Consider the following 18,576-nt stretch of genomic DNA (forward strand, 5'->3'; position numbering starts at 1 on the left):
CTCCGACGGCGCCGCGTCATCACCGGAACACCCAGCGCCACCGGGCCGCGGCCGCGGCCCGGTGGGCGCACACCCACCGCACGGAGGCGACCGCACCGTGTGAAAGGATCGTCTCGCTGAACCGGACCCCCGCGATCCGACTCCCCGAACCCCTCACCTCGCGCTGGCGGAAGTGTTAGGAATAGGGGGTGATCGGATTTTTCGGTCGATCGAGGCGGTCCGGGCACGTCCCCTCCCGGCGGCGCCTCCGCTCTCTGCTGGGCATGCGCAGCATCGCCGGGCAGGTTTTCGCCGTACAGGTGGTGCTCGTCGTCGTGCTCATCGTCGTCGCGACGGTGGCGCTGGTCCTCCAGGCGCGTAACGACAGCGAGCAGGAAGCCATCAACCGGTCCACCGCCGTCGCCCAGACCTTCGCCACCTCACCCGGCACCGCGGTGGCCATGACCTCCAGCAATCCCAGCGCGGTGCTCCAGCCCCGGGCCGAGATGGCGCGCAAACGGGCCGGCCTGGACTTCGTCGTGGCCGCGAACACCAAGGGCATCCGCTACACCCACCCGCTGCCGCAGTACATCGGCAGGGAGGTCGTCGCCGACTGGCAGCCCGCCGTCCGGGGCAAGGTGGTCACCGAGACCGTGGACGGCCCCCTCGGCCGGGAGGTTCAGGCCACCGTGCCGATCCGCGCGGCCGACGGACACGTGGTCGGCGTGGTCTGCGCGGGGATGACCGCCAAGGACGTCAGCGGCCGGGTCAAGCACCAGCTGCCCCTGGTCTTCGGCACCGCCGCGGGAGCGCTCGCCCTCGCCACCGGAGGCACCGCACTGGTCGGCGGGCGGCTGCGGCGCCAGACCCGCGGCCTGGGCCCGGCCCAGATGATGCGGATGTACGAGCACCACGACGCGGTGCTCCACTCCGTCCGCGAGGGTGTGCTCATCGTCGACGACCAGAGCTGTCTGGTGCTCGCCAACGACGAGGCCCGGCGGCTGCTCGACCTCCCCCCGGACGCCGAGGGCCGGCATGTCTCCGAACTGGGCCTGGATCCGCGCACCGAGGAGCTGCTCACCTCCGGTCGGCTGGCCACCGACGAGGTGCATCTGGCCGGGGACCGGCTGCTGGCCGTCAACCAGCGGCCCACCGGCTGGGACGGCGGACAGCCCGGCAGCGTCGCCACCGTGCGCGACACCACCGAACTGCGCGATCTCTCCGGAAAGGCCGAGGTGGCCGAGAAGCGGCTGCGGCTGCTCTACGACTCCGGCGCGAAGATCGGCAGCACCCTGGACATCGTCCGGACCGCCGAGGAGCTCACCGAGTTCGCGGTCCCGTGGTTCGCCGACTACGCCACCGTCGACCTGGTCGAACCGGTCATGCGCGGCAATGAACCCGCGGGCAGCGCCATGCGCCGCACCGCCACCACCGGTATCCGCCCCGACCACCCGCTGTGGCGCATCGGCAAGCTGATCACCTACGTCAGCGCCGCGCCCCAGGCGTTCGGCTTCGGCGCCGGGCGGCCGGTGCTCGAGGCGGATCTGCGCGCCTTCGGGGGCTGGCAGGTGCAGGACCCGGAGCAGGCCGAGCGGATCGTCAACCACGGTATCCACTCCATGATCACCGTCCCGCTGCGGGCCCGGGACGTCACCCTGGGGCTGGCCACCTTCTGGCGCTCCGAGAAGCCCGAGCCCTTCGACGAGGAGGACGTGGCCCTCACCGAGGAGCTCGTCGCCCGCGCCGCCGTGGCCATCGACAACGCCCGCCGCTACACCCGCGAGCACGCCATGGCCGTCACCCTCCAGCGCAGCATGCTGCCCCAGGGCCTGCCCGAGCAGGACGCCCTGGAGGTGGCCCACCGCTATCTGCCCGCCCAGGCCGGAGTGGGGGGCGACTGGTTCGATGTGATCCCGCTGCCCGGCGCCCGGGTCGCCCTTGTCGTCGGCGATGTGGTCGGACACGGACTGCACGCCGCCGCCACCATGGGACGGCTGCGCACCGCCGTCCACAACTTCTCCGCGCTCGACCTGCCGCCCGACGAACTGCTCGGCCACCTCGACGAGCTGGTGACCCGCTTCGACCAGGACCAGGCGGCCGAGGACAACGACGCCCCGGCCATCACCGGCGCCACCTGTCTGTACGCCATCTACGACCCGGTCACCGGAGAGTGCACCATGGCCAGGGCGGGCCACCCGGGCCCGGCCGTGGCCCACCCCGACGGCACGGTCACCTTCCCCGAGGTCCCCCTCGCCCCGCCGCTCGGCCTGGGCGGAGAGCCCGTGGAGACCGCCCAGCTGCGGCTGCCCGAGGCCACCCGGCTGGTGCTCTACACCGACGGTCTCATCGAGGACCGTGGCCGGGACGTCGACGCCGGGCTCGACATGCTGAAGGCCACCCTGGCCGGACACCCCGAGCGCAGCCCCGAGCGGACCTGCCGGGCGGTCTTCGAGACCATGGCCTCCCCGCACCCCAGCGATGACATCGCCCTGCTGGTCGCCCGCACCCGGCTGCTGGAGCCCGAAGCGGTGGCGGAATGGGACATCCCCTCCGACCCCGCCGCGGTCGCCCGTATGCGCACCGAGGCCGACCGGCGGCTGGCCGGATGGGGGCTGGAGGAGGTCGGCTTCACCACCGAGCTCATCCTCAGCGAACTGGTCACCAACGCCATCCGCTACGGTTCCGAACCCATCCGGGTCCGGCTGCTGCGCGGCCGCAGCCTCATCATCGAGGTGTCCGACAGCAGCAGCACCTCGCCCCATCTGCGCCGCGCCGCCACCACCGACGAGGGCGGCCGCGGTCTGTTCCTGGTGGCGCAGTTCGCCCAGCGCTGGGGCACCCGCTACACCCCCAACGGCAAGATCATCTGGGCCGAGCTGCCGGTGACCGGGGTGGCCTCCCCCCTGCTGGGCGACGAGGATCTGCTCGACCAGTGGGACGACGTCCCGAGCTGACCCGGCCGACCGGCGCCCGGCCCCGCCCGCGACCGGTGCTCCGGCCGGTCCTGCGCGCCCGTCCCTCCGCGTGATCAGGAGCGGTCCGGTGCCACCAGTTCACCGGCGAGCAGATCCATCAGCAGCCCGTCGCGCAGCGTGCCGTCCGGGCGCCGCTCGTACTGCCGCATGATGCCCACCGGACGGAAACCGAGCCGCCGGTAGAGCCGGATCGCCCCCTCGTTGTCCACCGCCGGATCGATGGTCAGCCGGTGGTGTCCGGCCACCTCGATCAGATGGCGGGCGAGGGTGTGGAGGGCGTCGCCACCGATGCCCCGGCCATGCCACTCCGCGTGCACCGCGATATCCAGACCCGCGCTGCGGTACTCGGGCGTGGTCTCCTCACAGGACTGGAGGAGACCGACGACCGCGCCCGCGTACTCGATGGCATAGCTATGGACGTCCTCCGGCGGATCACACGCCTCCACCGCCTCCTGGTCCGCCTCCCCCCACCACCGGGCCACCTCCGGATGGCCGAGGAGCTCCCGGAACCGCTCCGCGTCCGCGCGCACCGCACGGCGCAGCCGGACGCGGCTCCCCTCGATCACCATGTCCGCCGCCCTTCCGGGAGCGGGGCCGAACGGGACGTCAGCGGCCCGCGCCACGATCTCGACCTCATCGCCCAGCGCCCATTCGGCGGCCCGCGACGCCATCGCGGCCGGGACCGCCTCGCTGATGCCCTCCGCCGCCGGGACGTCGTACGTGGCGTGCGCGTCGTGCGGGAGGACCACCCGGTAGCCCAGCTCCAGCGCGGTACGGGCCGTCGCGCTCACACACATCTCGGACATCACCCCGCACACCGCGAGCGCCCGCACCCCCGCCCCGGTCAGCAGTCCCGCCAGCGCGGTGCCGTGGAAACCGTCGTCCTCCGACTTGCGGATCACCACCTCCCGCGGCCCCGGCACCACCGGCGGGAACAGTTCCCACCCCGGTGTCCCCGGCTCGTCCGGCTCGCCCTCCGCTCCGTCGTTCTGCACACGCACCACCAGCGCCCCCGCCGAACGCGCCCGGTCCACCAGGTCCTTGGTGTGCTCGAGCACCCTCGGGGCGTCGGGTACGGCGTGGGGACCGGAGATGAAGGCCGTCTGCATATCGACGACGAGCAGGGCGTGCACGGGGGAGGGGCGATCACTCATGGCGCTGATTATGGTGCCCCTCCGGCGCATCCTCCTGCCCTTTTCGCAGGGCCCGCGGAAGGGAGTTGTGCGCGGAACGAACGCCATGAGTGCGCCGGAAGTGCGCTCCACGTTATGCTCGCGGCGATCGCCGCGAGCACCGCGCAGGAGGTACCCATGTCCGAGCTGTTCGACGCGGTCGACGCCCTGATCGCCGGGCAGTCACCCCTGCCGCCCCCGCCGAACGGGCCCGGTTGCGCAAGGCACACGGACTGAGCCAGGAACAGGTGGCCAGCGCGCTGAAGGTACGGCGCGCCACGATCGTGAGCTGGGAGAGCGGCAGGACCGAACCGCGGCCGCCGCAGCGCGAGGCGTACGCCCGTATGCTGAGCCGCCTCGCCGAGCTCTACCCCACCCCGCCCGCCCAACCGTCCCCCGCCGAGCGGCCGTCGGAGCCCCGGCCCGAGGCGGCCCGCGCGACGGAAGCGCCGCCCGCCCCCGCCGGGGAGACCACCGGACCGCCCCCGCCGCGCACCGCACCCCCGCGCGGCCCGGCGACGCGGCGGCCCGACGCGGCGAAGACCCCGGCGCCCGCCGCAAAGACCACCGCGCCCGCCGCGAAGCCCCCGGCGCCCCCGGCGAGGACCACCGCGCCGCGCGCCGCGCAGACGGCCACCGACTCCCCTTTCGTCAACGGCCCGTTGGCCGTCGTGGACGGCGACGGATCCGCCTACTGTGTCGGCGGTCTGGTGCTGGACTGCCCGCTGAAGGACATCGCCTCGCTCGTCGACTGGGCCCTGGACGAGGCGGGACTCGGCGCACCCCGGCTGCACCGCAATGGCAGCGACGCCGACCCGCTGCTCGTCCTCACCGCGGCGGCCTGCGAACGGCTCGGACTCCCCCCGGCCCTGGAGGACCGGCGAGGGCTGCGGTTGCCCGAGGACCACACCGTGGTCAAGCGGCTCACCCGGGCGAAGTGACGGCTCACCCGCCGTGGTTTCGGCCCCTGGGCCAGGATCTACCGTCCGGTCCAGGGTGGCCGCCGCCAGTGTGTCCAGCTCGCCGTCCTCCCGTGGGACGCCCTCGACACCCGCGCCTGCCGCCCGCGGACCGACCGTCCGGAGGCGGGCGCGAGTAGAGTGGGGAGATGCTTTGACGTCCGCCCGCGCCACGGGCACCCCCGCACACTCCTTCGTCCGTCGTATCCCGACTCCGGCGACCCGGACCCGGGCTCCGGAACCCACGAAGGAGACCTTTCGCATGACCACGTCGACACGCTTCGACGTCCCCGACAGCTTCCTCGCGTCCTATGGTGCCCACGGCCCCGAGGAGCGCGCGTGGCTGGCCCGACTGCCCCGTACCGGGGCCGACTTCCTGGACCGCTGGGCGCTGCGGCCGGACGGCCCGTCCGCGCACGGTATGGCCTCGCTGGTGCTGCCCGTCCGCCGGGCCGACGGCGCACCCGCCGTCCTCAAGCTCCAGCGGCCCCGGGAGGAGACCGCCGGTGTCGCCGCCGGACTGCGCGCCTGGCGCGGCCGCGGTGTGGTGCGGCTGCTCGACCACGACGAGGAGAGCGGCAGCCAGCTGCTCGAGCGGCTGGACGCCGACCGACCGCTGTCCTCGGTGCCCGACGACCACGAGGCCCTGCGGATCCTGGCCGAACTGCTGGCCCGGCTGGTGGCCGTACCCGCCCCGGCCGGGCTGCGCGGGCTCTCCGACATCGCCACCGCCATGCTCGACCAGACGCCTTCGGCGATCCCGTCCCTGCGCGACCCCGTCGAACGGCGGCTGGCACGCACATGCGCGGCCGCCGTGGCCGAGCTGATCGACGAACCCGGCGACCGGCTGCTGCACTGGGATCTGCACTACGACAATGTGCTGGCGGGGGAGCGGGAACCCTGGCTGGTCATCGACCCCGAACCGCTGGCCGGGGACCCCGGGTTCGAGCTGCTGCCCGCCCTGCACAACCGGTGGGACGAGGTGGTGGCCACCGGTGAGGTGCCACGTGCGGTGCTCCGCCGCTTCGACCTGCTGACCGAGGCCGTCGGCGTGGACCGGCGGCGGGCGGTCGGCTGGACACTCGGCCGGGTGCTCCAGAACGCCCTATGGGACATCGAGGACGGCAGAACCGCCCTCGAACCCAGTCAAGTGGCCATCGCCACGGCCCTGTTGAGGCGTGCGGGATAACGCCCGCGGCATAAGGCGTTCGGCATGACGCGTTCGGTCTCACGGTGACGACGGGTCCCGGGGGCCCGCCACCGGAAGCAGTTCCGGACGCTTGGCCACGCGGTTGTCACCGGAGGAGCGGCCCCGCAGCCGTCTGCCGAACCAGGGGCCGAGGAACGATCCGGCCCAGCGCAGTTCGGTGCCGAGCGCACGCCACCCGACCGGAAGCGGCGTGTCCGGCGGGGGCAGTGGCAGCGCCCAGGTGGCGTCGCTGCCCGGGAGCCGGAGGGCGTCGGCCACGGCCGCGGCGATCCGGTCGTGGCCGAGCGGCGCGGCGTGCAGCCGGTCCGGACTCCACAGCCGCTGATCGGTGACGACCCGGTGGTGCGCGGTCTCGGCGAGCGCGACGCCATGGCGCTCGGCCGCGGCGCGGATCCGCCGGTTGAGGGCCTCGACCCGGGGGCTCAGCGGGCGGGCGAGCGGGGTGATCCGCGCGATATCGGGAAAGGTGACCGTGGCCACGCGGGCGCCCGCGGCGGTGAGTTCGGCGAACATCGCCTCCAGATGGCCCGCCGTCTCGTCCGCGTCGAACCGGGGCCGCAGCAGGTCGTTCATCCCGGCGACGACGGTGGCCAGATCGGGGCGGAGAGCGAGCGCCGGGCGGAGCTGCTGGGTGTGTACGTCGGCCGCGAGACGGCCCCGTACCGCCAGGTTGGCGTAGCACAGCCCGGGGTGGTGGACCGCGATCCGCTCCGCCAGCCGGTCGGCCCAGCCGCGCAGCCCGGTGGTGTCGTCGCCGTCGCCGAGCCCCTCGGTCTGGCTGTCGCCGAGGGCGACGTAGCGCAGGTACTCACCGCCGGGCACGGGCCGCCTGCCTCTCCTCGAGGACCGCCGCGCCGCGCAGACACCACTCACGGTTGCCCTCCTCGAAGGCCAGCCCGCGCAGACAGGTCAGATACGGCCCGATCCGGTCGCCGTGGCGCAGGAACTCCTCCTCGTCCCGGCCACCGCGCAGGGTCCGCAGCAGAGAGCCGAACAGCTCGATCTTGGCCTCGGCGAAGGCGGCCCGCTCCCGCAGCTGCGCGATCACCGCGTCGGCGCTCACCTGGTCCACCGCCTGGACCTTGACCAGCAGGTCGTCCCGGACGAAGGACGGTTTGGCGGTGGCCTCCGCGAACCGTTCGAGTTCGGTGAGACCGGCGTCGGTGACCGTGAACAACCGCTTGTTGGGGCGGGTGTCCTGCACCACCTCACGGCCGGTGACCAGTCCCTCCGTCTCCAGCCTGGTCAGCTCGGCGTACAGCTGCTGCGGCAGGGCGTGCCAGAAGTTCGCCACCCCGGTGTCGAATGCCTTGGCCAGCTGATAGCCGCTCAGCTCCTCATGCAGCAGCGCCGCCAGTACGGCATGACGCAAAGCCATCGTCGGGTCTCCTTCCGTGCCGTTCCCGCTCTGTTCGCCGGGCCGCTCGCCATGATACTCAAGAAAATGACTAATCACCTTCATGAGTAGCCGCGCGGTCACGCGCCACCGCGGTGGCCTCATGATGAGCAGGAGGTACGCCATGACGACCGCAGACCGCTTCCGTGCCGCCGTGGAGAACGGTGACCGGGCCGCCTTCGACGACCTGTTCACCGAGGACATCCGCTTCTACAGCCCGGTGAAGTTCACCCCGTTCGAGGGCAAGCACATGGTGATGGGGCTCTTCGGGGTCCTGCTGCGCACCTTCGAGGACTTCCGCTACCTCGGACACTTCGACGGCACGGCGGAGACCAGTTCCGACGGGGCCGTGGTCCCGTCGGCCGTACTGCCCTTCCGGGCCACGGTGAACGGCAAGGAGATCCATGGCATCGACCTCCTCCAGTTCGACGAGGAGGGCAGGATCCGGGAGTTCACCGTGATGGTCCGCCCGCAGTCGGCGGTGCAGACGATGGGCGCGGCGGTGTACGCGGGGCTGGTGGCCGACGGCCTCGTCCCCGCGCCGGAGGCGGAGGAGCGGTCCGGGACACCGGCCTGATCCGACCGGCCCGACCCGACCGGAGCGGCCGCGCGCGAGGCCCGGGCCGGTACCGGGGGAGCGGTACGGGCCCGGGCCCCGGCGGTCGGTGGTCAGCCGCGGGCGCCCGCCGGGTCCAGCTCGGGCGACATCCGCCGGTGCGTCAGCGTGGCGGCGGCGAGGGTGGCCAGCACCCCGCCGAGCGCGTAGGCGACGAGCACCGCCAGGTTCACGGCGATGCCGTGGCCGGAGAAGTACACGAGGTGGCGTACGGCGTGGGTGGCCGCGCCGTTGGGCAGCGCGGGGCCGATCGCGCGCCAGAACGGGGGCAGCAGATCGGTGCCGTACGCTCCGCCCGCGCTGGGGTTGCCCAGCACCACGAACAGCAGCACCGTCACCCCGATCCCCAATACGCCGAAGAGGACCTGGAAGGCGATCGTGACGGCCGCCGCGCCGAAGACCACCAGTGCGCCCACTGCCGACAGGGCGAGGAAGTGGTCGTCGAGGGCGCCGAGCACCGGGCCCACGATCGCCGCCCCGCCCAGACCGGAGAGCACCGCGTACGGCACCGCCGCCAGCAGCCGCGCCCCGGCGCGCCGGACCGAGGAGGGGCGGGCGCCCTTGGACACGCCCAGCAGCGCGGCGAAGAGATAGCCGCCCACCGTCCAGCCCACCACGAGGTAGAAACTGCTCAGCCCCCGGGCGTCGCCCGGCTGGGCGGGGACCGCGTCGGTCACCGTGACCGTGCGCTGCTGGCTCCGCTCGGCCTGGGTGACCACCGATTCCACCGCGCTCGCGGTGGACGCGCCGCCGGCACCGGCCACCAGCAGCCGGTCGTTCCGCGACTGGGGACTCACGATCAGCGCGCCGCTGGTCCCACCGTCGCGCAGCAGCGCACGGGCCGCCTTCTCATCGGCGGCGGCGGTCGCCTTCAAGGGCTGATCCGGTATCGCGTTGATCTTCTGCACCACCTGCCGGGCCGACTGCTGCGGCGCCACGACCGTGATCGGAACCCGGTGCGGCTCGGGGTGGTGGAAGGCGCCCACGTAGGACAGCACGAAGCCCAGCTGCAACAGCAGCGCGCCCGCGATCATCGCGGCCATCCGCGGGGTGACCGCGGCGCGCAGCTCGGCCCAGAGCCCGTCCGGCGCCGTGGCGCGCTCTTCCTGGTCCCCGGATTTGCGCTCCTCGCGGTCCGTGTCCGCCTCCGCCTGACTCACTCGACTGCACTTCCTCACTGCGTTCGAAGGGTCCCCGTTTCGATACATGAGTGTATCGGATGCATTCATGTATCGAACGCTAGGATGGGCGCATGGCTGACGTCAGTAACAGCGCGCGGGGCCGACGGGCGCTGCGCACCGGCCTCCGGGCGGACGGCACACCCGCGCGCGTCACCCGGCGGCGCGCCGAAACCCGTGAGCGCCTGCTGGCCGCCGCGCTCCCGGTCTTCGCCGAGCGCGGCTTCGGCCGCGCGGGGATCGAGGAGATCTGTGAGGCGGCCGGCTACACCCGGGGCGCCTTCTACTCCAACTTCGACAGCCTCGACGAACTGTTCTTCGCCCTCTATGAGCGGCAGGCGGCGCACACCATGACCCAGGTGCACACCGCGCTGGCCGGGGCCACCCCCGATGAGGGGCTGCCGTCCCTGCTGGACCGGATCATCGGCGCCCTGCTCATCGACCGGACCTGGGTCCTGGTGCGTACGGACTTCCTGCTGCACGCCGCCCGCAACCCGGAGACGGCGGCCGAGCTCACCCGGCATCGCGAAGCCATCCGCGAGACGCTGCAACCGGTGGTCGTGGATGCGGTGGAGCTGGCCGCCATGCCGCCCACCCTGCGTGATCCCGAGGCCCTGACCAGTGCGGTCCTCACCCTCCATGACGCGGCGGCGACCAGGCTGCTGCTCGATCCGGACCTCGCCACGCTGCGGCCCTGGCTGCGGGACATGCTCACCGCTCTGCTCAGCCCCCGCGCCTAGCCGGGGATCCCCCGGGCCGGGGAAGGAAACCGCCGATCCCTCTTCCCTGGGCGGTGCCGGCGCGTATAGTTACCGGCGAGTAGGGTCGCCCCGCCGCCACTCCCGCCCGTCCTTCCCTGTCCTGTTGGACCTGTTCGCCGTATGCCCGAAGGAGCCGCCATGCCCACGCTGGAGCGCCACGACGAGGTGTTCGTCCTCGACCTCGGGGACACCGAGAACCGCTTCCACCCCGACTGGCTCACCTCGGTCGGCGCGCTGCTGGACGAGGTGGAGAAGGCGGAGGGGCCGCGGGCCCTGGTGACCGCCGCCACCGGCAAGTTCTTCTCCAACGGCCTGGATCTGGAATGGCTGTTGGCCCACTCCGATCAGACGGGCGACTACCTCGGCGGCGCCCAGGAACTCCTGGCGCGGACCCTCACCCTGCCGGTGGTCACCGTGGCCGCCCTGCAAGGACACACCTTCGCGGCCGGGGCCATGCTCTCGCTGGCCCATGACTTCCGGGTGATGCGCGGCGACCGCGGCTGGTGGTGTCTGCCGGAGGTCGACATCAACATGCCCTTCACCGACGGCATGGCGGCGCTCATCCAGGCCCGGCTGACTCCCCAGGTGGCCCACGAGGCCATGACCACCGGCCGCCGCTACGGTGGCCATGACGCGCTGGCCGCCGCCATCGCCGACCGCACGGCGGACGCGGACGGCGTCCGCGAGGCCGCCATCGAGATCGCGCGCCCCCTCGCCGCCAAGGCCGGACCCACCCTCGGCCAGATCAAGGCCCGGATGTACGGCCCGGCCGTCGAGGCGCTGCGGCAGCGGGACATCCCGCTCGGCTGACGCGGGCGGCAGGGCTGGGAGGACCGCTCGCTCCCGGCCGCCACCGGTATGATCCTTCACCCAGGAGGCGTCACGCGCTGAAGACCGCGCGCGGGACACGTGGCGCGTTCCACGGAGTGGAGGTGAGGAGCCGATATGGTGACCGACCGGTTGCTCGAGTTCGCGGCGATGTCGCTGCTGGTGATCGTGATCCCGGGGCCCAGTGTGCTCTTCATGATCGGCAGGGCGCTGGCCCATGGCCGCCGCGTGGTCCTGGCGACCGTCCTGGGGAATGTGCTCGGCTCCTACGTCCTGGTCGTCGCCGTCGCGTTCGGCCTCGGTTCGCTGGTCGAACGGTCCGCGGCGGTCTTCCTGGCCGTGAAGCTGGCGGGCGCGGCCTATCTGATCTACCTCGGGGTGCAGGCGTTCCGGCACCGCAAGGACATGAAGCTGGTCACCGCCGACGCGTCCGCGCGGCCCGCCCGCGGTGATCTGCGCACGATCGCCGACGGCTTCATGGTGGGCCTCACCAACCCCAAGGGCCTTGTCTTCTTCGCCGCCACCCTCCCGCAGTTCGTCGACCACGCGGCCGGTGGGCTGCCCGCCCAGATGATGATCCTCGGCCTGGTGCCGATCTGTATCGGCATGGTCACCGACACCCTCTGGGGGCTGGGTGCCTCGGCCGCCCGCAGCTGGTTCGGCCGCTCCGAGCGCCGTCTGTCGATGATCGGGGGAGCGGGTGGCTTCGCGATGGTCGGCCTCGGTATGACGGTGGCGGCCACCGGACGCCCGGACTGAGCCCCGTCGCCCCGTCGAGGCGCCCGCCGGGTCAGGCGTTGCGCGTCCAGGAGCCCAGCACCATCAGCGTCTTGGTGCCGGTGACCTGCCCGGCCCGGCGCAGCCCGTCGATGATCTGCTGAAGGTGCTCGATGTCCCGGACGCGCACATGCACCAGCGCGTCCGGGTCACCGGCGATGGTGAACACCGCCTGCACCTCGGGCACCTCGTACGCGGTGCGGACGATCTCCCCGACCGGGGTGGTGCCGGTGTACGACAGCTCCACGAACGCCTCGATGCCCCAGCCCAGCTTGGTGTGGTCGATCTGCACAGTGAACCCGGTGATCACCCCGCTCTCCCGCAGCCGGTCCACCCGGCGCTTGACCGCGGCCACCGACAGCCCCACCTCGGGGGCCATTTCGGAGAACGTACGGCGGCCGTCCTCCCGGAGCATGCGCAGCAGTTGGCGGTCCACCTGGTCAATCTCGGTCATCGGTACACCCTCCCCGGGCCCTGTCAGATGCAATTAATTTTACTCGGCAGGTCCATATCGAGGAATCCTTTGCGTCTCCGAACCAATCTCTCGCAACTTACTTGTGCCTTTAGGCCAGGTGTTGCTGTCCTGAACGCTCGAACCCCACGACGACGAGGAGGCTCGAGTGAGCACCGAACCTGCCGCGGTATCACTGCACGACAAGTACACGGCCCGCGGCGGACGGGTGCTGATCTCGGGCATCCAGGCACTGGTCCGGCTGACCCTGGAACAGCGCCGCCTCGATGAGGAGCGCGGACTGAACACCCGCGCGTTCGTCAGCGGCTACCAGGGTTCGCCACTCGGTGGCGTCGACCTGGAGATGGGCCGCGCCCACCGCTTCCTCGACCCCGCCGGTGTGGTGTTCCAGGCCGGTCTGAACGAGGAACTGGCCGCGACGGCGGTGGCGGGCACCCAGCTGCTGGACCAGGTCCCCGGCAGCCGTCACGACGGCGTCACCGGATTCTGGTACGGCAAGAACCCCGGTCTGGACCGGGCGGCCGACGCCATCCGGCACGCCACGCTGGCCGGTACGGCCCCGCTCGGCGGCGCCGTGGCCTGGATCGGCGACGACCCGGCCAGCAAGTCGTCCACCGTGCCCAGCTCCTGCGAGCCGATGTGCCAGAGCCTGGCGATGCCGCTGCTCGCCCCCGGCTCCATCGCCGAGATCATCGAGTTCGGGCTGCACGCCGTGGCCCTGTCCCGCGCCACCGGGCTGTGGACCGGGCTGAAGATCGTCGCCGATATCGCCGACGCCTCGGCCACCGTCGACCTGGACGGGGTCGTCCCGGACCTCCCCGCCCCGCGCCGGACCACCCGCGGCACCCTCCCCACCCTCGTCGGCCCCGCGTCCCTGGACGCCGAGCACGACATGCTCACCCGCCGCCTCGACCTCGCCCGCGCCTACGCCCGTGACGCCGGGCTGAACCGGATCACCTTCAGCGCTTCGCGCGCCACCCTCGGCGTGGTGGCCTCCGGCACCTCCTACGCCGTGGTCCAGCGCGCCCTGGCCGACCTCGGCATCGACGAAGCCGCCATGGAGACGCTCGGACTCCGGCTGATCCGGCTGGCGATGCCGTACCCGCTGTACGCCGAGGACCTCGTCGCCATGACCGGCGACCTCGACGAGGTCCTCGTCGTCGAGGACAAGGTGCCCTTCCTCGAAGGACACCTCAAGGAAGCCCTCTACGGCACCAAGGACGCCCCGATCGTGGTCGGCCGCCACCGCGAGGACGGCCGCCCGCTGCTCACCGCGCGCGGCACCCTGGAGGCCGAACACATCGCACAGGCCCTGGCCGACCGCATCGGTACGGAGCGGCTGCCGCACACCGCCACCGCCCATCTGACCTCCCTCGTGCCGAAGGCCCCCGCCCGAATCGCCCTGCCGACCGTCGCGGACCGCACCCCGTACTTCTGCTCCGGGTGTCCGCACTCCGCCTCGACCCGCACCGACAGCGACACCCTCGTCGGCGTGGGCATCGGCTGCCATGTGATGATCGCCCTCGACGGCGCGGGCCGTGGCCACCAGATCGGGCTGACCCAGATGGGCGGCGAGGGCGCCCAGTGGATCGGTCTCGCCCCGTTCACCGACGACCGCCACTTCGTGCAGAACCTCGGCGACGGCACCTTCCACCACTCCGGATCGCTCGCCGTCCGGGCCGCGGTGGCGGCGGGCGTCACCATGACCTACAAGCTGCTGTACAACGACGCCGTGGCGATGACCGGAGGCCAGCGCGCCGAAGGCCGCCTGGACGTACCCGCCCTCACCCGCTGGCTCGCCCTCGAAGGGGTGCGCAAGGTCGTCGTGACCACCGCACAGCCCGAGGACTACCGCGGCATCCGGCTGGACCCGATCGCCACCGTCCGCCACCGCGACGACCTGGCCGAGGCCGAGAAGGCCCTCGCCGCCACCGAGGGCGTCACCGTCCTCATCCACGACGACCGGTGCGCAGCCGAGGAACGCCGACTGCGCAAGCGTGGTCAACTGCCCACCCCGGCCGAGAAGGTGGTCATCAACGAACGGGTCTGCGAGGGCTGCGGGGACTGCGGCGATGTGTCCACCTGTCTGTCGGTGCACCCCGTCGAGACCGAGTTCGGCCGCAAGACCCGTATCCACCAGCCGTCCTGCAACTCCGACTTCAGCTGCCTCAAGGGCGACTGCCCGTCCTTCCTCCTGGTCGAGCCCAGGGCCGGGGCCAAGGAGACGGCCGCCGAGCGGCGGCGCGCCGTCCCACCGCTGCCGGTGGAGCTGACCGACCCCGTCCCCGCGGTCACCGGGGACAGCACCCTGGTGCGGATGCCGGGTATCGGCGGCACCGGCGTGGTGACCGTCTCCCAGATCCTCCAGATGGCCGCCCACCTCGACGGCCGCTACGCCGCGGGGCTCGACCAGACCGGACTGGCCCAGAAGGGCGGCCCCGTCGTCAGCGACGTACGGATCTCCACGTCACCGGTGACCGGCGCGGTGCGCGCCTCCCGCGCCACAGCCGATGTCCTGCTCGGCTTCGACCTGCTCGGCGCCGCCGCCGACGGCAACCTTCGGGTCGCCCGCCCCGGACACACCATCGCGATCGTCAACACCGCCATCGTGCCCACCGCCGCCATGGTGACCAACCGGGTCGTCCTGCCCGGCTCCCCGGACGACTCGCTCGAGCGCATCGCCGCCGCGACCCGTCCCGAGGCCAATGTCCACCTCGACGCCCAGGGCCTGGCCGAAGCGGTCTTCGGGGACCATATGCCGACCAACACCCTGCTCATCGGAGCCGCCTTCCAGAGCGGCTGTCTGCCGCTCTCGGCGCGCGCCATCGAGGACGCCATCCGGCTCAACGGCGCCGCCGTGGACACCAACCTGGCGGCCTTCGCATGGGGACGCGCCGCCGTCATCGACCCCGAGGCCGTACGCCGCGCCACCGCCGCCCCCGAGCGGCCCGTCGTGCACATCACCCCGGTGGCGCGCACCCTCGCCACCGCCGTCGGCGCGGGCGAACGGCTCCAGGAGGCGGTGGCGCTGCGCGGCACCGACCTGATGGCCTATCAGGACGAGGCGTACGCCCGGCAGTACACCGACGAGGTGCGGCAGGTGGCCGCCACCGCCCGGGAGCGGGCGGGCGAGGAGAACGGCGAGCGCATCGCGCTGGCCTACGCCCAGGGCCTGCACAAGCTCATGGCCTACAAGGACGAGTACGACGTGGCAAGGCTCCATCTGGACACCGTCGAACGCGCCAAGGTCACCGAGGAGTTCGGCCCCGGGGCCTCGGTCTCCGTCATGCTGCACCCGCCCCTCCTGCGCGCCATGGGCATGAAGCGCAAGCTGCGGCTGCGGCGCTCCGCCCCCGCCGTCTTCCGCACCCTGTACGCCCTGCGGCGGGTGCGCGGCACCCGGCTGGACCTCTTCGGCTACGCACGGCTCCGCCGCGAGGAGCGCGCCCTGATCGAGGAGTACCGGAACCTGGTCCGGACCGCCCTGACCCATCTGACCCCGGACAACACCGACGGCGTCGAGGAGTTGGTGCGGCTCGCCGAGGGCATCCGTGGCTACGAGGACATCAAGCTGGCCCGTATCGCGGAGTTCCGCGACCGCGCCCGCGGCGCCCTCGCCGAACTGACCGCCCCCACGGCCGTTTCCGCCTGATCCGCCAGCCCCAGCCCCAGGAGCCGCCATGCCCGTCGACCGTCTGCTGCCCACCGGGGAAGCCGAGGATCTGATCGACCTCGTCCGGGACATCGCCGACAAGGAGCTCGCCCCGCGCGTCGAGGAACACGAACGCGCCGAACGCTACCCCGAGGGGCTGTTCCGGCTGCTCGGCGAGGCCGGACTGCTCAGCCTGCCCTGCCCGGAGGGATACGGCGGAGGCGACCAGCCCTACGAGGTCTACCTCCAGGTGCTGGAGGAGCTTGCCGCGCGCTGGGCGGCCGTGGCCGTCGCCGTCAGCGTCCACACCCTCGCCTCCTTCCCGCTGCTCACCTTCGGCACCGACGCACAGCGCGCCACCTGGGCGGAAGATGTGCTGGCGGGCCGTCTCGTCGGCGGCTACAGCCTCTCCGAACCGCAGGCCGGATCCGATGCGGCGGCCCTGACCTGCCGCGCCGACAAGGACCCGGACGGATACCGGATCCATGGCGCCAAGGCGTGGATCACCCACGGCGGCAAGGCCGACTTCTACACCCTCTTCGCCCGCACCGGCCCCGGCAGCGACGGCATCTCCTGCTTCTTCGCCCCCGGACAGAGCGACGGCCTCACCTTCGGCCGCCCCGAGGAGAAGATGGGGCTGCACGCCATCCCCACCACCGCCGCCTTCTGGGACGGCGCCCTCCTCGGGCCCGAGCGGCTCATCGGCGACGAGGGCCAGGGACTGCATATCGCGCTGAGCGCGCTGGACTCCGGCCGTCTGGGCATCGCCGCGTGCGCCACCGGTCTGGCCCAGGCCGCCCTGGACGCGGCGGTCGACTACGCCCATGAACGCACCACCTTCGGCCGCAAGATCATCGACCATCAGGGGCTCGGCTTCCTGCTGGCCGACATGGCCGCGGCCGTCGACTCCGCACGCGCCGCCTACCTCGACGCCGCCCGCCGCCGCGACCGGGGACGTCCGTACGGCCGCCAGGCCAGTGTGGCCAAACTCATCGCCACCGACGCCGCGATGAAGGTGACCACCGACGCGGTCCAGGTCTTCGGCGGCTACGGCTACACCCGTGACTACCCCGTCGAGCGCTTCATGCGCGAGGCGAAGATCATGCAGATCTTCGAGGGGACCAACCAGATCCAGCGGCTGGTCATCAGCCGCCACCTCGCCCGCTGAACCCACCGACCGTGCCCCACTCCCCACCCCGCCTGACCACAGGCCCGAGCGCTTACGAGGACGCGGCGTGACACCCTCTCACCTCACCTTCGAGCGGCACCCCCACCCCTCGCCCCGGCCCGCCCCGGAGCGGGACGCCATCCTGGCCGCGCCCGGTTTCGGCCGCCACTTCACCGACCACATGGTGACCATCGCCTGGACCGCCGACCGCGGCTGGCACAACGCGCGGCTGGAACCGTACGCACCGATCCCCATGGATCCCTCGAACATGACCCTGCACTACGGGCAGGCCATCTTCGAAGGGCTCAAGGCGTACGCCCAGCCGGACAAGACCACGGCCCTGTTCCGCCCGGAGTCCAACGCCCGCCGCTTCCAGCTCAGCGCCCGTCGGCTGGCCATGCCCGAACTGCCGGTGGAGACCTTCGTCGAAGCCTGTGAACTTCTGGTCCGCGAGGACGCGGGGTGGGTTCCCCAGGAGCCCGAACACACCCTGTACCTGCGGCCGTTCATGATCGCCTCGGAGAACTCCCTGGGCGTCCGGCCCGCCGCCAGTTATCTCTTCGCGGTCATCGCCACCCCCGCCGGTGCCTACTTCCCCGGCGGGGTCGAGCCCGTGTCGGTGTGGGTGTCCCAGCAGTACGTACGCGCCGCTCCCGGTGGCACCGGCGCCGCCAAATGCGCCGGGAACTACGCCGCTTCGCTCATCGCCCAGGCCGAGGCGGCAGAGCAGGGCTGCGACCAGGTGGTCTGGCTCGACGCGCTGGAGCGCCGGTGGATCGAGGAGGTGGGGGTGATGAACCTGTGCTTCGTGTACGGGACCGGCCAGGACGCCACCATCGTCACACCGCGGCTGACCGACACCCTGCTGGCCGGTGTCACCCGTGACTCACTGCTGACCCTCGCCGAGGAACTGGGCTACGCCACCCGCGAGACACGGATCAGCGTCGAGGACTGGCGGACCGGCTGCGCCGACGGCACCATCAGCGAGGTCTTCGCCTGTGGCACCGCGGCCGTCATCACCCCGGTCGGCCAGGCGAAGACCGCGGACACCTCATGGACCATCGCCGACGGACGGCCCGGTCCGGTCGCCATGCGGCTGCGCGAGGCGCTGCTGCGGCGGCAGACCGGCGCGGACGCCGATCCGCACGGCTGGCTGCGCCCCTGCGCCTGACCGGGCGGGGCACCGGTCACCGCCCGGTGCCCAGCTCGTCGGCGTCCTCCGCGGCGTCCTCGGCGTCGTCAACCGTGGTGATCACACCGTTCGGGCAGAGCCGTTCGGCGAGGCGGGCCTTGTCATGGAGGGCGGGCGGCGGCCGTTCGTCGGCCAGCACGACCAGACCGTCGTCCTCGGACTGGTCGAACAGCTCCGGTGCGGACAGGGCGCACCGACCGGCCCCGCGGCAGCGGTCGCGGTCCACCCGGACACGCATCGC

General features: G+C 72.4%; 16 protein-coding genes and 1 pseudogene. 10 read left to right on the forward strand and 7 right to left on the reverse strand.

Annotation, left to right across the window (positions count from 1 at the left end; all coding sequences use genetic code 11):
• Positions 1-263 precede the first annotated feature (263 nt).
• On the forward strand, positions 264-2,933 hold the full coding sequence (locus AB0C66_RS28435) for a SpoIIE family protein phosphatase (RefSeq protein ID WP_362444587.1): 2,670 nt from the start codon (positions 264-266) through the stop codon (positions 2,931-2,933).
• 74 nt (positions 2,934-3,007) lie between these two features.
• On the opposite strand, the gene AB0C66_RS28440 is transcribed toward AB0C66_RS28435, so the two are convergent.
• Both AB0C66_RS28440 and AB0C66_RS28445 read right to left on the reverse strand, forming a co-directional pair.
• On the reverse strand, positions 3,008-3,523 hold the full coding sequence (locus AB0C66_RS28440) for a GNAT family protein (protein ID WP_362444917.1): 516 nt from the start codon (positions 3,521-3,523) through the stop codon (positions 3,008-3,010).
• 33 nt (positions 3,524-3,556) lie between these two features.
• Positions 3,557-4,108, reverse strand: a pseudogene (locus AB0C66_RS28445) (cysteine hydrolase family protein); the annotation flags it as partial.
• A 266-nt stretch (positions 4,109-4,374) separates the two neighbouring features.
• Between AB0C66_RS28445 and AB0C66_RS28450 the strand changes: the two are divergent.
• A complete protein-coding gene (locus AB0C66_RS28450; protein ID WP_362444590.1) occupies positions 4,375-5,067 on the forward strand; it encodes a hypothetical protein in 693 nt (230 codons plus the stop codon).
• A 280-nt stretch (positions 5,068-5,347) separates the two neighbouring features.
• Positions 5,348-6,274 carry an aminoglycoside phosphotransferase family protein gene (locus tag AB0C66_RS28455; protein WP_362444592.1) on the forward strand — a complete coding sequence of 309 codons (927 nt, stop codon included), beginning with the start codon at positions 5,348-5,350 and terminating at the stop codon, positions 6,272-6,274.
• Between the two features lie 39 nt (positions 6,275-6,313).
• Here the strand turns inward: AB0C66_RS28455 and AB0C66_RS28460 are convergent, their stop codons facing one another.
• The gene (locus AB0C66_RS28460) at positions 6,314-7,117 is read right to left on the reverse strand and encodes an SGNH/GDSL hydrolase family protein (protein ID WP_362444595.1); all 804 of its coding nucleotides are present in this window, start codon (positions 7,115-7,117) and stop codon (positions 6,314-6,316) included.
• The gene (locus tag AB0C66_RS28465; protein WP_362444598.1) at positions 7,104-7,673 is read right to left on the reverse strand and encodes a PadR family transcriptional regulator; all 570 of its coding nucleotides are present in this window, start codon (positions 7,671-7,673) and stop codon (positions 7,104-7,106) included. The genes AB0C66_RS28460 and AB0C66_RS28465 overlap by 14 nt, the downstream gene beginning before the upstream one ends.
• Positions 7,674-7,815: 142 nt before the next feature.
• Between AB0C66_RS28465 and AB0C66_RS28470 the strand changes: the two genes are divergently transcribed.
• On the forward strand, positions 7,816-8,268 hold the full coding sequence (locus tag AB0C66_RS28470; protein WP_362444601.1) for a nuclear transport factor 2 family protein: 453 nt from the start codon (positions 7,816-7,818) through the stop codon (positions 8,266-8,268).
• Between the two features lie 92 nt (positions 8,269-8,360).
• Here AB0C66_RS28470 and AB0C66_RS28475 read toward each other — a convergent pair whose 3' ends face one another.
• Positions 8,361-9,467 (reverse strand): ABC transporter permease, encoded by a 1,107-nt coding sequence (locus AB0C66_RS28475; RefSeq protein WP_362444604.1) that lies wholly within the window; start codon positions 9,465-9,467, stop codon positions 8,361-8,363.
• 92 nt (positions 9,468-9,559) lie between these two features.
• On the opposite strand from AB0C66_RS28475, the gene AB0C66_RS28480 reads away from it, so the two are divergent.
• The 3 genes from AB0C66_RS28480 (at position 9,560) to AB0C66_RS28490 (ending at position 11,833) form a co-directional block, all read left to right on the forward strand.
• Positions 9,560-10,225, forward strand: coding sequence for a TetR/AcrR family transcriptional regulator (locus AB0C66_RS28480; RefSeq protein ID WP_362444607.1), 666 nt, complete (start codon positions 9,560-9,562; stop codon positions 10,223-10,225).
• Between the two features lie 159 nt (positions 10,226-10,384).
• Entirely contained in the window at positions 10,385-11,056 is a 672-nt protein-coding gene (locus AB0C66_RS28485) for an enoyl-CoA hydratase-related protein (protein WP_362444610.1), read from the forward strand.
• 135 nt (positions 11,057-11,191) lie between these two features.
• On the forward strand, positions 11,192-11,833 hold the full coding sequence (locus tag AB0C66_RS28490; RefSeq protein ID WP_362444613.1) for a LysE family translocator: 642 nt from the start codon (positions 11,192-11,194) through the stop codon (positions 11,831-11,833).
• Positions 11,834-11,864: 31 nt separating this feature from the next.
• Here the strand turns inward: AB0C66_RS28490 and AB0C66_RS28495 are convergent, their stop codons facing one another.
• The gene (locus AB0C66_RS28495) at positions 11,865-12,305 is read right to left on the reverse strand and encodes an Lrp/AsnC family transcriptional regulator (protein ID WP_362444616.1); all 441 of its coding nucleotides are present in this window, start codon (positions 12,303-12,305) and stop codon (positions 11,865-11,867) included.
• Between the two features lie 166 nt (positions 12,306-12,471).
• Between AB0C66_RS28495 and AB0C66_RS28500 the strand changes: the two genes are divergently transcribed.
• From AB0C66_RS28500 to AB0C66_RS28510, 3 genes are all read left to right on the forward strand, one after another.
• Positions 12,472-15,975 (forward strand): indolepyruvate ferredoxin oxidoreductase family protein, encoded by a 3,504-nt coding sequence (locus AB0C66_RS28500; protein ID WP_362444619.1) that lies wholly within the window; start codon positions 12,472-12,474, stop codon positions 15,973-15,975.
• Between the two features lie 28 nt (positions 15,976-16,003).
• Positions 16,004-17,143: an acyl-CoA dehydrogenase family protein gene (locus AB0C66_RS28505; RefSeq protein WP_362444622.1), complete on the forward strand. Its 1,140-nt coding sequence runs from the start codon at positions 16,004-16,006 to the stop codon at positions 17,141-17,143.
• A gap of 67 nt (positions 17,144-17,210) precedes the next feature.
• Positions 17,211-18,314: a branched-chain amino acid aminotransferase gene (locus AB0C66_RS28510; protein ID WP_362444624.1), complete on the forward strand. Its 1,104-nt coding sequence runs from the start codon at positions 17,211-17,213 to the stop codon at positions 18,312-18,314.
• A gap of 16 nt (positions 18,315-18,330) precedes the next feature.
• Here the strand turns inward: AB0C66_RS28510 and AB0C66_RS28515 are convergent, their stop codons facing one another.
• Entirely contained in the window at positions 18,331-18,573 is a 243-nt protein-coding gene (locus AB0C66_RS28515; protein ID WP_362444920.1) for a ferredoxin, read from the reverse strand.
• Positions 18,574-18,576 lie beyond the last annotated feature (3 nt).

Source organism: Streptomyces sp. NPDC048636 (genome assembly GCF_040650655.1).
GTDB lineage: Bacteria > Actinomycetota > Actinomycetes > Streptomycetales > Streptomycetaceae > Streptomyces.